This is a genomic window from Ktedonobacter racemifer DSM 44963, assembly GCF_000178855.1.
In the GTDB taxonomy this organism is placed as follows: Bacteria; Chloroflexota; Ktedonobacteria; order Ktedonobacterales; family Ktedonobacteraceae; genus Ktedonobacter; species Ktedonobacter racemifer.
Genome location: NZ_ADVG01000004.1, coordinates 351,867 through 364,969, shown reverse-complemented (window position 1 = coordinate 364,969; position 13,103 = coordinate 351,867). Strand labels below are relative to the sequence as shown.

Genomic DNA, 13,103 nt, shown 5'->3' with positions numbered 1-13,103 from the left:
TTTATAGAAGACGCCAGGGAGCAACTTCGAACTTACGACGGACGATAGTCTCACGGTTTGCAGGTTTGCGGGCGCGGCGTAGATACTCATGATAGCTCTCTTCGGCAGCCTGGCCTAATGTTGCTGGTCTGAGATCGGTCACCCCGGCTATCTTGCTCGTGGACGGTAGTTGTTTCGCGCGAGCCAGGCCATACGCAACCCGGTAGACATCGCCACGCGCCAGGTAATAGCGCGGATCTTCAGTGCGGCCATCCAGTCCGCTCACCGCCTGCGATGCACTCTGCACATTCTGAGGTGTGAGCGGAACCATGCGGCTGAGATAGAGGTCACAGAGCATCAACTGAGCCTCAACATACTTTGCGGCCGCCTCATTGATACTACTGAGCACCCGCGCAGCCTCATCCCAACGTTGTAGATTGAGCAGAGAGCCCGTCACCCCCAGTACAGCCTCCGTATTGCCCGGATCAGCCTTGAGCACTTTAGTGAACAGCTCCACAGCAGTCAGGTCATCGCCCATACGCGCACAGACACGTGCCAGCGCCTGCTGAGGTGGTAGTTCACCTGGTAGGTCCGCAATCAACTCACGGTACTGATCAGCCGCCGCAGCATACTTCTCCTGCGCCTCCAGTAAGCGTCCGGTGTACCAGGCAACCTTCCAGTTACCAGGAGCCATACGCTGTACCTTCGTAACTTCAGCCAGAGCCATGCCAAATTCGCTGGTATCGATATACACTTCAGCGAGCCGGAGATGGGCGTCGACACTGTTGGGGTTAATCTTTGCGGCCTGTTTGTAAAAACTTTCCGCGCTAACGTAGTTGCCTCCACGTAGCGCCTGGTCACCAAAACGCAGGTGGTCGATCGCCTTATCGCCCTCATCTAAGACCGCCTCACCACGAAAGCCCAACTTGCCAGTCGTCGTCATAATCCCTGGCACAAAGAGATTCGAGCCCACAGGTACGCCTAGCGTGCCACCCACAATCTGACGCAGAACTCCAGCCAGCTGATCGCTCAATTGTTCCGCACTATGAAAACGTTGCGCAGGTTTGCTGTGCGTCCCCTTGGCCAGCAGACGATAGAGAGCAGGATAATCGCGAAAAGCCTTGTAGTATTCGGAGGATGGCATGCCAAAGATCGGATTTGCCAGGTCCATCTGCGTCACGAGATATGCAAGCGTGCGGCAGATAGTATATAGATCAGTCTCGGGTGACGGATTCTTAACCGCCTCCGGAGCATAGAAGCCGTGCGTGCCATAAACATCGCCTGGACGCACCGTATGTTTGATCACAGTACCCAGATCGATCAGCTTCACAATCTGAGTCCCATCTTTCAGCGTCTCGACCATCACATTCTGTGGTTTAAAATCACAGTAGACAAGGTCGAGTTTCGCCAGATACGAGAAGGCCGGCAGGATACCCAATATATAGCGGATCGCTTCAGGCACATCAAAGGGGTGACCGCGTTCCTCTAACAGGTCGTCGAGCGTCTTGCCCTCGACATACTCCATCACGATATAGCCACGCATCCCAATCATCACAAAGTCATAGATCGAGACAATATTGGCATGCTTGATCGCAGCCAGGAACTCGCGCTCTTTCACACTCTGAGCCGCCATATCAGGATCATCATCGCTCAGCAGCGCCTTAATCACCACCTGGCGTTTCAAGACCTGGTCATACGCCAGGTAGACCGCACCCATACCGCCCGCCCCAATGACACGGATAATCTCATATTTATTATTAAGTATATTTCCCACCACCAGTAAGGTAGATGATGGGCTTGCAACCGAGGTAGAGTTGCTCAAAGTAGTCGGTCCCGTAACACCTACATAGCTAAAGCCACAGCGATTACAAAACTTAACGCCCGGTATGCGTGGACCGTGACATTGGGGACACTGCTGAGCTGTCGGCGTGCTGGTAGGATTAACAACAGCACTATTCGTAGTTGCAGTTACAACCATGCCACACTGCTCGCAGATATCATCGCCCGGTTGTAGAGCACTGTGACAGTTAGGGCAGACAGCAGGAGTTGTCGCAGTAATCACGGCAGATGGAATGGCTGCAGGTAACTGCATTGAAGCGGAGGCAGCAGTAAAAGTCGGAGCAGCCAGTGCACTATCAAGGACAGCGCCACAATTTTCGCAGATATCGTCACTGGCACTGACAGGTTGATGACAATTAGGACAGTTGCGCATAGAAATCTCCTCATGAGACATTCCGAAAGCAGATATTGCTGGCCAACTCTCCTCGCCGCTCCGCGGCTCGCTTTTTTCTGATATGTGATGGCCGCTCAACCTGCCACCACACAAATGATGTGAAGCGCCGAAGGTGCTGAAAAGTCGAGAGAAAAGGTTTGCCAGCAATATCGAAAGCAGAGAGTCTTCTGTGTACTCCACACCTCTCTACGTGGGGGCAGGCAGAGCAGGAATGGGAAAGGATTCACCTCCAAAACATTACGCCACCAACTTGAGAAAAAGCAAGAGCTACACATAAAGATTCGCTCAAGAAAGGATATATTCGTTAAAGAAGGAGCTTATCTTCAGAAGGTAGCGTTGCAAAAAAATTTGATCTGAGAAAATGGAGCGAGTAATTACGGCGTAAGAAACACTGTCGCAGAGAAAATGTGAATGTTCTGCATCTTTTCCACGTGGACTACGCTCATGTATACCAGCAATTTGCTGAGCTTTAATTTTTTGCAACACTACCGCATCTGCCACTCCTCCACTCCGACTCCTCTGACCTTCGTACTCCAGGTGACCTGGAAACACTGGCTCCAGTCCAATTAGGACACCTTTTAACCTCTTTGGCTGATACCATTGAGGAACAAAAATCGTAACGGGAAGGCATTCTTCTCTCAGAAGCCTCGTGTAAGGATAAAGAGTATGAGCACAGTGACAACACAACGCAAGGGTCTGCGCCTGACCCAAGCCTTTTTCTCGCGGGCCTTTGCCTGGTTCTGGTTGGGGCAGACCATTTCGACACTGGGCGATGGCGCGTTCACCATGGCACTGGCGGTAGTGGTCTATCAGTTGACCGGCTCAAGTCTGGCTATGGGCTTCTTTTTGATGGCGAAGATGATTCCTGAATTGCTGTTCACGCTCTTTGGCGGAGTCGCGGCGGACCGTCTGCCGCGCCGTCTGCTTTTGTTGTGCGCGGACAGTGGGCGTGCCCTGACAGTGCTGGCTATCGCGGTCCTGGCCTGGCTGCATCTGCTTCAGGTGTGGCATCTTTTTGTGCTGGCGGTGCTCTTTGGCCTCTGCCGCTCCATCTTCAATCCGGCGTATCGCGCCATCACCCCGGATCTGGTTGGAAAAGACCATCTCTCCTCAGCTAACGCACTGACCGCACTCAGCTTACAATTTGGAAACTTCCTTGGTCCGCTGCTAGGTGCGGGTTTGATCGCGCTGGCCAACGGTTCTGCGAGCGCGGCCTTCGCCTTCGACGGGCTAACCTTTGTTGTCTCTGTCTGCTCACTCCTGGTGCTACGCTCGTTGCCACGTACCGGGCACTCGCCTGCCACTACGTCGGCCAATAGGCCACGAGGGATGTTTCTGGATATGCGCGATGGTTTTCGAACCATCCTCAACTCGACCTGGCTGTGCTGGTCGCTTCTCGCTGCCACTTTCGGCCTTGTGGCGTATACAGGAGCCATGTCCGTTGCGCTACCCAGGCTGGTTTTCGCCGTGTATAAAAGCGGCCCCTGGCTCCTGGCCGCGATTACCACCAGCGCTGCCATCGGAGGCATAGGCGGGGCCATCTTTGTCGGCCAGGTGCGCTTGCGCCATCGCGGCATCATCGCTTTCCTCGCCTACGTTCTCAGCGGTTTAGCTCTGCTTGTGTTCAGTCTGCCCATTGCACAGAACATACTCGTCTTTGTTGTGCTGCCCGCCGCTTGTGGCGTTGGCTTCGGCATGAGTACCATGGATATGATCTGGGTCAACCTGCTTTACGAATTGGTCCCCAACAAGAAGCTGGGCCGCGTCGTCAGCGTTGATCAGCTCGGCGCGCTCGGCATGCTCCCTGTTGGCTACGTGCTCGCTGGTTGGCTCAGCGACCAATTCGGCCCGACCTCGGTCTTCCTGCTCGGTGGGCTGATGATGGTGGTGCTGAACAGCTTGCTGCTGCTCTTATGCGGCATTCGCGAGATAGAGTAGGCAACAGTCTCACGCAGCGGCTATCCGACTCTTGAGTACAAATGGATCTGAATAAGGTGATCTCATCCTTCACCTACAGCGGCTGGTAAAAATATTGAGCCATTCCTTGGTCAATATTGAGGTGAAAGAAGAAAAGAGGATTCCCATTTCCCAAGCCATCAAAAAACCTCGGCTTTCTGTCTCAGCTTTTCCGTCGGAAGGGCCATGTTTTGAGATGCGTTTTGTTACAAAACATTAGGTTATCGTCAGCACAAAATCATGTGCCAGAACACGATGCTCATCGGCGTCTGGCTGTCGCAAGAAACGGACCAGCCTGTTGAAAAAGGCTTCCAAATACCTCATCAGGAGAAGAGAAAGCCCTCTTGACTTGCCCCGTGCCTTGCCCTATACCATGCATAGTTTGAAGCAATGAGCAAAAGCTGACGTTGAATGGCCTATTGGAAGGGAGTAGCAACGGCTAGGCGCTTTGGCCTACGAGGTGAGCGGTATGATGGGAACGAAAGAGCGCGCATTTGCACGGCTGGTCAATGTATCTCGTGAGAAACTGGTGCCAGCAGACCATTTTTATCGGCAGGTGGAGCGAACCCTCGACCTGTCCTTTGTCCGCGAATGTGTGCAGCCAATGTATGCAAGTGGAGGGCGGCCCTCAATTGACCCTGTTGTGTTCTTCAAGTTACAACTGGTCATGTTCTTTGAGGGTATTCGATCCGAACGCCAACTCATTCGTCAGGCTGCTGATCGTCTCAGCGTTCGCTGGTACCTGGGCTACGATTTGGATGAGCCTTTACCTGATCATTCCAGCTTGAGTAAGATCCGTACTCGCTATGGCCTTGATGTTTTTCGCTGGTTTTTCGACGCGATCGTGCAACAGTGTCAACAGGCAAAGTTGGTGTGGGGGAAGGAACTTTATCTTGATTCCACCCAGGTCAATGCGAATGCGGATCTGGATTCCCTTACACCTCGCTTTGCTGTTGAGGCGCGAGAAGCCATCCAGCGCCATTTGACCGCTCTTTTTGCGCAGGAAAATCAAGGGGACGAGGAAGAGGGAGGAGAGAGCATGGACGCTCCCATGTCAGAAGGTTCTTCAAACACGGGGACCTGCCTTCAGCCTACGTCCCTGCCAGTCGTCCTCTCTCAACAAGAGCAAGAAGAGCTTGAGACCGAGCGCTCAATGCGGCACGACTGGATCGTTGAAGAGGGTCGGCAGCAGAGGGAAATCCATGGGCTCTACCAGCGTTCTGCCGACTTCCAGATCAGTACGACTGATCCCGATGCCACTCCAATGCGCCTCAAGAACGGCGGTCTTCATTTGGGCTATCATACCCATTATGTCGTCGATGGAGGCAAACGTCGCATTATCCTAGAAGCCCTGGTGACCCCTGCGGAGGTGATGGATAACCAGCCGATGCTTGACTTGCTCTGGCACGTCCGCTTTCGTTGGCATGTGAGGCCTCGACAGATAACCGGCGATACCAAGTATGGGACCATCGAAAATATCAAGGCCATTGAAGATGCGGGAATGCGGGCCTACATCCCCTTACCAGACTGGGATCAGCAGAGGCCTCCTTACTTCGGCCCCTCCAAGTTCACCTATGATGCCGTGCATGATCGCTATGTCTGCCCCAACGGTCAACTGCTGCACCTCTCTCGGATGGAGTATAAAGCGGAGAAGGTGGAGTACCGCGCCGAGGCAGCCACTTGTAATGCTTGTCCACTCAAAGCTCAATGTACCCCCAGTAATCACGGTCGGCAGGTCCACCGCTCTTTCCATGCGAACTACCTCGAACGAGTCAGGGGCTACCAGCAGACCCTGGCCTATCAGAAAGCCCTGAAGAAGCGGAAGGTATGGGTCGAACCCTTATTTGCCGAAGCCAAGGATTGGCATGGCATGCGACGCTTCCGCTTGCGACGCCTCTGGCGAGTCAACTGTGAGGCTCAGGTCATCGCAGCAGGACACAATCTCCAACAGTTGCTCAAAAAGCGAGGTTGGGGCCGACGTCCGTTCCCAACGGACGCCATCTGTGCCTCTTTTGGGCTCTTTTGGATGCTGTGCTCGCTCACTTTTGCAAGGAAAATCTCTTCTTTTGCCGATTGCCTCAGCTTTTTCAAGGATGAGGAAGTAAGATTTCCTCTTTGCTGATGAGCTTATCAAAGGCTTTTTCAACAGGCTGCCAAGGTTTTTGAGACTGTTACCCTCCTGTTTGTGGAAAGTAGCCACCATGCTGGAACCAGCCCTGCGCATCCTGGGCAGTCACTGTCTGTAATGCTTGAACAATGGCTTCTTGCAGCGCTTCACGGGTGCGGGCTCCAGCCCGACGAAGGAAGGTCTTCAATTTCGAGAAGGTTTCTTCAATCGGAGAGAAATCTGGCGAATAGCTCGGCAAAAAGAGAAGCTGGCATCCCTTGGCCTGGATCAACTCCTCCACTCGCGTGGACTTGTGGGCGGCCAGATTATCCATCAGCACAATCTGCCCTTCCGTCAGGCATGGCGCGAGAATCTTTTCGATGTACTGTTCAAAGGCCACGGCATTTGCTGATCCCTCAATCAGCATCGACTCGCCCATGCCTCCCCAGGTGAGTGCGGCAATTACGGTGAGATTCTTCCCGCGATTGCGTGGCGCCTTGCCATATGCACGCTTCCCGCTCGGAGCCCAAGCATACAGCGGGGTGAGACCAATATGCGCACCGCATTCATCGAGGACCACCAGCTTGGTGGCATCTAGCTCCTTGCACTGCTCACGCCACGCCGCTCGCGCTTCTTCATCCCGCTCAGTGGCTCCAACCGTCTTCTTTTTGCGCGTCCACCCGAGACGCCGGATGACCCGACTCATCGTACTCGTACTGACACGCATTCCAGACGTTTGTTCCCAGAACTGGCAGTGCATCTCTAAGGTGGCGTCAGGGTGAGCTTCAAGCTGCGCGACGAGCCCGACACGCAAGGAAGCGCTTTCCTTGGGAGGACGACCGGGAATGGGTTTCCTCTTCAATTGTCCCGTCTCTCTCCGCTGCTTCAGATACCGCTTAATCGTGGCTCTCGACACACCAAACAGTTTGATGATCTCTGCTCGTTGATATCCCTGATCAACGGCTCGCACGACTCGTTCTCTTAGGTCAAGGCAGTACGCTTTCATCCATGCCCTCCGGGTCGTCTGTGCTCGATTCACCGTTTTACTTTTCTATTCTATCATTGGCTCAAGCTTTTGGCCAGCCGCTGTAGAACTGCATCAACTCACCCCGGATTTTGCGGCACTTGAAGATTTCCTCACGCATCGTTACAACTTTTGGAGCGACGACATCGATCACGAGGACCTATTTGTCCTATCATAACAAGACTGGCTGTTTTCAGCCGCTATGTAATACGGGGCCCCGACATGAAAACCCTCAAAATTCCGGTAAAGGCGACCAAGAATGCGTCAGCGACGAACGGGAAGATTGCTCTGGCTCGGTGGGTATTCGATAATCAGAGTCATTCTGCCCTAGAAATGTGTGCGGCACTTGGGATCTCTCGTGCGACCTTGTATCAGTCTATCAAAAAGACCAGCGCTGAAGCATCTGAATAGTAAATATTACCAGTACCAAGAGTGGCCAGGAGCCTTATTCCTGCCAAAAACAGGACCGTCTCTTGCCAAAGAAGAAGCGAACGTTACTTCTTGGTGAAGGAGACGTTTTCTAACCATGTATGTATTATCTTCAATACATGCATGTTTCATATTTGAAGAATGAAAGAAGAAATCTCATGAAAGTTGGTTCCTATGTCGTTGCAGTGGTTGGAATTCTTGCCATCATCGCTGGCATTGTTCTGAAAGTGACAGGCCAAGCGCATGGTCTCACAACCCTGGGAGCTGGCGCTGTGCTGTTGATCCTTGGCTTGGTTGGCGCTTTTGTTCTCAAGCCCAAGTCTCAGGAGTCCTAACAGCCTCTCAGTTCACGAGGAAGCCTTCCCCACTGCTCACAAGAGGCAGGAGGAGGGCTTTCTCTTGCCTCTGGGAAGACTGCAAACCCCCACAGGATACGCAACGTGTAAAAGAGCAGCAGCAGCTGAGGGTGGTGGGCCGTTTGAGCCAAGCGCGTAGAGAAGACCGATATGGAAGGAGATCTGCAGCTTTATGACCTTTGTTTGTGATGTGCAGCGTGAGGAGCAAGGGCGTTTGGGGAGTTTCTCCTAGCCTGTGAAGATCCTAGCTGGCGAAGAACTGATATCTTGATTGTCCTGTACCTGGTAAAATGGTTCTCCCGCACTTGTCGTGCTCAGTTATGCAGCCGATAGAAGCACTCGTCGACGTAATAACTCAAAGCTCCCCCGCCCGTACATCGAACCCTTAATATGCTTGAGTTTGTTGACAAACCCTTCAGCCATCCCGTTGCTGTAAGCCAGAGAGCACGCTGCAACGAAGGCAGGCAGCTCTTTTTGTATGCCAAGGGCAAAAGCTTCCAGTTCTGAGATGCCCGACTGGGAGCAGATACTGATCCAGGCGGCGACCTCATCACCCTGCTTCTTCTTCATCAGTTGAAACAGTTGCCGGGTCATCTGATACGCCAGTTCCAGCTCTTTTTCCTGGCGGATAAAGGCAAGAATCAGTTGCTTATGGCTTTCTAAACGTGCTGGGTCTTTGACGAAGAGATAGGAAAGCTGGCGAGCCGATGGAAGTTCGACCACAGGTTCGGCAGGAGTCTTCCCCTCCTGGGAAGCGGGAACAAGGCGTGCTTCCCCTTCTGTCATGGTGTGAGAGGTCTGGGGCACGGCTTTCCTTCCCCAATCCTCTTGAAACTGGCGAAGCTCGTATCGGCGAGGAAACAGTCCTTGTGCTTGCAACCATCGGAGCACCGTCCTGGGATTGCCCGAGAAGCCTTGTTCATGGATTTCCCGATAGAGCTGTTGCGCATTTTGGCATCCCTGAGTACACCGTTCGCGCAGGTAGGCTGTGTAGGGAGCAATGAGTTTGCCCGTTCCAGGAGAGGGAGATCGTGGATGGCGTTCGGGAAAGCTCTCGGCAGCCAAATATTTATAGACCGTTGTTCGTGTCAGATGGGCCTGTTTAGCAATCTGGGTAATCGAGAGTCCTTGCTGGTAGTACGAGAGCACTTCCTCGTAACGAGCAAGGCGCTGTTCACGTGCGGCGTCGGAGATGGCCTGTTCGTGGATCGTGCGCGGCTTTTTGCGCTTCTTGAAGGGTGTCGATGGCTGCTGGAGACGTTGTTCAAGTCCGGAGTACAGCCGACTGACGACGCGTTCGAGCGCCTCTCGCCAATTTTTGATCACATGCCATCGATCCATCACCTGTTGGGCTTCTGGTGCCCCAAGGTGTGCTCCACGAGCATATTCCCCCGAGCGATCTCGGCTGATCCATTTCACACCTGGATGAGCTTGCAGCCAACTCTCCAGGGTTTCCGCCGTGCGGTCTACCAGAAGATCAACGACCTGGTGACGCTCCCAGTCAATGAGCAGCGTCCCATATTTCAACCCTCGGCGAAACGCGAAATCATCCACGCCAAGGATCTCAGGGGTGCTGCTTTCCACGATTGGGCTTGTCCTGGCGAGACGCAAGAGGGTATCAGGGCTCACCGTTGTTCCCACTGCTTTGAGTAGCCGTGCTCCTGGTTCTCCCCCACTCTGAATGGCGAAGACCGTCCACAGAAGCGTTAACCGAAGCGTTCGTCGGGAAGTATGACCCACAAGGTCGGGTAGTGGCTCGGCAAACGTCTGCTTTCCGCACGCCGTGTTCAGGCAGCGAAAGCGTCGCACCCGAAGACGCAATTGAACTGTCTGACCGCTGATTGGTAAATCACGTGGACTGCGTTGGTAATAACTATGAATACGATGCGAAACCTGTTGGCAAGTCGGGCAGTGGGCTTGTTCCGTCTGGGAGGTCGCACAGATCGTCAGCTTTTCTTCGGTGGAGATCACTTCTGTCACCGTAAAGCCTGGGAAAGAAAAGGGAAGGGAATGCAAGAAAAGGCTCCTGATGAAGACAAATGTTCGTTCTTCTTTCTTTACGAACCAGTAGCTCAAAAGTTGAGCACGACAAGTGCGGGAGAACCATTTTATCGGGTACTTGACAGATCGTTATGTCTATGTATGAGCAAAGGGAGAAATACTGCTTATGAGTAAAAAAGACATTTTTGTCATATTTCCTTATCTCAAAACCACTAATCGAGTACTTCTTCGTGGCATTGTTTTCCGTAGTAGTGAGGATCTAGAAGGTTTATCGTTGGAACAACAGAAGCATCTGAAAACGCTGTTTGCAATGTTCTTCTTACGTAACAACCTTCGCATCAAACGGATGGTTTATGCATGTGTTGAACTTGAGGAACATGACAATATAAACCAAAATCTTCAGCAACGATTGTATGAAGCGCAGATTCTCATCAATTATCGGTATGCTTCAGGTGACCTTGTTTTGCATCAAGAGCATGCTAGTATGTATACCCTTACTACAACCAAAATTCCCCAAAGCTCGATTTGGCCTGAAGATCATCCACAAATTGACCACAACGTTGAAAATATGACACCAGAGGATGTTTCATCAAACAAGTATATTGATGGATATGATGGAATGCTTAACGGCAGGTCGATTTTTTGGGTTGTGCCTGGAAACAGAACATATCCTCCCGTCCCTCATCTCTCACTCAATATTAGTCAGGATCTCTGGTTCGATATCGGAGTATTTGCAGAAGCTGAAAGAAACTGGGCTTGGGTCGATTTTCTAAAGGGGTATAAACGTGAAAATACAGAGCTAGAAAATCGATTATTCACTGCAATGGATTGGTACAATCGAGGTACTGTGACAGATACAAATGAGCCAGAAATGCTACTCAATCTCGCCGTTGCGTTTGAAAGTTTATTCAGCCTTGAAAGCACTGACAAAGTTACTGCTCGGTTTGAAGAGACCGTGATGACTCTTCTCGGATCGTTTCCTCGTCTTGACAGTTGGCTCAAACAATTCTACGATGCTCGTTCTTCAGTTGTACACAAAGGAATGACTCAGCATTATCTGTTTTACACAAAGGATCGAGAAAAGACGCGCTTTCCAAGCGGTTATGGTGAAAAAGATACTGCTGAATTGACTTACGGCTCTTTGACCTCTTCTGGAAGGCGCATCTTTCGTTTATGTTTAACCACCATGCTTTCTGGCGCAAAAATGGCGGAAGATGATAGACTTTCGTCGCTATTTGTACACAATCAAGAGCGACTTAGCAAGATACTCCGGCTACTCAACCAGAAGACTCAATTGCCAGAACAACGCCTGCATTCTATTGCGGAAGTAGTCAATGACTTGCATGATCATCATCCTTGGTCGTCAGAAGACCGAATACTATCAGAAACGCTGGTAGCAGTTGGAAATTCGGTGATTCAAACGTATCTAGCCACAAAACCACAATTATCCGAACAAGCGGAAACATTGGTGCAGGAAGTACTTCAGCAATTACAGCGAAAAGATATCTCTGCAGATGAAAAGCTGGATTTCTTTGAAAGGATTGCTCCCACTTTGAGTCAAGGTCTGAGCAACCCTGCTGCTAACCAACCTTCGCAAGGAAAACAGTATCCATTGGCAACGGTTCTCTATCTGCTTAGTTATGTGGCATCTCCTCACTTTCTCACCCGAAAATGGATGCGACCACAGAATGGTAGTCAGGGTCCTTCTTCCTAAAAGAAAGAGGAATGTTGCGATCGTCGCGATAAAAAAGATCAGCAGCAGGCATGCGTTTGCGCTCTTTGCCCATGTCTTTCCCTTTCTGCTGGAGTTTCAGGGGTATTGTATCAGGATGTGGAATATGAAGGCCAGGATGCTTCATGTCATCGCTCTCTCAGCTTTGCTCCGTGGCGGTTTGCGTGAATGAGCCAAGCACCTTGCACGCTGTGGTATACCCCGCCAGCTCTGCCAGCGCACGACACATAGCTGGATCATCGCGATGCCCTTCGAGATCGAGAAAGAAGATGTATTCCCAGGACAGCTGGCGCGCTGGGCGCGAGCTGAGTTTGAGCAGGTTAATCTGTCTGGCTGCCAGGGCACCCAGGCAGCGAGAGAGTGCACCAGGTTGGTGCATGATGGCCATAGCGAGCATCGTTTTTGTCGGACCTGGGAGGCGTACCGTTGGTTTGCGACTGAGCGCGATGAAGCGCGTGTAGTTTTCTTTGATGGTTTGAATGCCCTCGGCTAGAACCTCTAACCCATAAAGTTGAGCCGCCGCTGCACTGGCAATTGCCGCGACGCCTTGAAGCTGTCCATCGCGAATTGTTTTGGCGCTGCCCGCAGTATTGTAGGTGGCTACTGTTTTCACTCCGAGCTCTCGCAAAAAAAACATCACACTGCGCAAGCGCTTGTGGATGAGAGATGACCTGTTTGATCGCTCCTAGTTGCTGGCCTGGCAGGCATAATAAATAATGATTGACCGGATAGAGAATCTCTCCAATCACATAGACATCATGCTGAACTAGTAAGTCATACACGTCATTGATACTGCCAGCTTGCGAGTTCTCTAGAGGGACGATACCGTAATCTACCTCGCCCGCGCTGACAGCGTGAAAGACATCAGCGAAGCTATGATGGGGCTGAAAGGATGCTTCTTGCTGTCCCTCCTGGCGGAAATATGCCCGTGCAGCCTCGTCCCCAAAGGCTCCCCGCTCCCCCTGGAAGGCGACACTAATCATGTTGGCTACGCAACTGGTACCCAACTGTTTACTGGGAGATGTTACCATTGATTGATTTTCCTCCATGTATTTATGGAGGATTGTGTCAGTTTTTCTCGGGATCTGTCAAGAATAGTACCTGCTATATAGTATTTTTGAGTCATTATAAGGTGCGCGAATCTATTTCCTGTAGTCAAGGAAGAGGAGGATCTGGCGTGCTGGAGGAGGATTGTCTGGATGGTATAGGAGGGTGTAGGTGGGCCGGGACGTGGGATGGGAATTTGGTATTCCGCTTACCAACGCTGTTCTCAGCGCTTTAAAACG

The 13,103-nt window shown here is 51.8% G+C and carries 9 protein-coding genes and 1 pseudogene; 4 read left to right on the top strand and 6 right to left on the bottom strand.

Annotation, left to right across the window (positions count from 1 at the left end; translation table 11 throughout):
- Nucleotide 1 precedes the first annotated feature (1 nt).
- Together KRAC_RS43145 and KRAC_RS72615 are read right to left on the bottom strand one after the other, a co-directional pair.
- Nucleotides 2-2,191 (bottom strand): protein kinase domain-containing protein, encoded by a 2,190-nt coding sequence (locus KRAC_RS43145; RefSeq protein WP_007918241.1) that lies wholly within the window; start codon nucleotides 2,189-2,191, stop codon nucleotides 2-4.
- Nucleotides 2,192-2,497: 306 nt separating this feature from the next.
- The gene (locus KRAC_RS72615) at nucleotides 2,498-2,713 is read right to left on the bottom strand and encodes a hypothetical protein (protein ID WP_157507841.1); all 216 of its coding nucleotides are present in this window, start codon (nucleotides 2,711-2,713) and stop codon (nucleotides 2,498-2,500) included.
- 165 nt (nucleotides 2,714-2,878) lie between these two features.
- Between KRAC_RS72615 and KRAC_RS43140 the strand changes: the two genes are divergently transcribed.
- Nucleotides 2,879-4,150 carry an MFS transporter gene (locus tag KRAC_RS43140; protein WP_007918239.1) on the top strand — a complete coding sequence of 424 codons (1,272 nt, stop codon included), beginning with the start codon at nucleotides 2,879-2,881 and terminating at the stop codon, nucleotides 4,148-4,150.
- 487 nt (nucleotides 4,151-4,637) lie between these two features.
- Entirely contained in the window at nucleotides 4,638-6,290 is a 1,653-nt protein-coding gene (locus KRAC_RS63680; RefSeq protein WP_007914135.1) for an IS1182 family transposase, read from the top strand.
- Nucleotides 6,291-6,339: 49 nt separating this feature from the next.
- On the opposite strand, the gene KRAC_RS43130 is transcribed toward KRAC_RS63680, so the two are convergent.
- Nucleotides 6,340-7,281 (bottom strand): IS630 family transposase, encoded by a 942-nt coding sequence (locus KRAC_RS43130; RefSeq protein ID WP_007918235.1) that lies wholly within the window; start codon nucleotides 7,279-7,281, stop codon nucleotides 6,340-6,342.
- Between the two features lie 605 nt (nucleotides 7,282-7,886).
- Between KRAC_RS43130 and KRAC_RS72610 the strand changes: the two genes are divergently transcribed.
- The gene (locus tag KRAC_RS72610; protein ID WP_007918233.1) at nucleotides 7,887-8,063 is read left to right on the top strand and encodes a hypothetical protein; all 177 of its coding nucleotides are present in this window, start codon (nucleotides 7,887-7,889) and stop codon (nucleotides 8,061-8,063) included.
- A 339-nt stretch (nucleotides 8,064-8,402) separates the two neighbouring features.
- Here KRAC_RS72610 and KRAC_RS43125 read toward each other — a convergent pair whose 3' ends face one another.
- On the bottom strand, nucleotides 8,403-10,100 hold the full coding sequence (locus tag KRAC_RS43125) for an ISL3 family transposase (protein WP_007918232.1): 1,698 nt from the start codon (nucleotides 10,098-10,100) through the stop codon (nucleotides 8,403-8,405).
- Between the two features lie 151 nt (nucleotides 10,101-10,251).
- On the opposite strand from KRAC_RS43125, the gene KRAC_RS43120 reads away from it, so the two are divergent.
- Complete coding sequence (locus tag KRAC_RS43120; protein WP_007918230.1) at nucleotides 10,252-11,799, top strand: HEPN domain-containing protein; 1,548 nt, start codon at nucleotides 10,252-10,254, stop codon at nucleotides 11,797-11,799.
- A gap of 157 nt (nucleotides 11,800-11,956) precedes the next feature.
- Here KRAC_RS43120 and KRAC_RS78745 read toward each other — a convergent pair whose 3' ends face one another.
- Together KRAC_RS78745 and KRAC_RS78740 are read right to left on the bottom strand one after the other, a co-directional pair.
- Nucleotides 11,957-12,430, bottom strand: a complete 474-nt coding sequence (locus KRAC_RS78745) for a prephenate dehydratase (protein ID WP_274532184.1) — start codon at nucleotides 12,428-12,430, stop codon at nucleotides 11,957-11,959.
- Nucleotides 12,431-12,515: 85 nt separating this feature from the next.
- Nucleotides 12,516-12,800 (bottom strand): annotated as a pseudogene (locus tag KRAC_RS78740) (prephenate dehydratase domain-containing protein); the annotation flags it as partial.
- Between the last annotated feature and the right edge of the window lie 303 nt (nucleotides 12,801-13,103).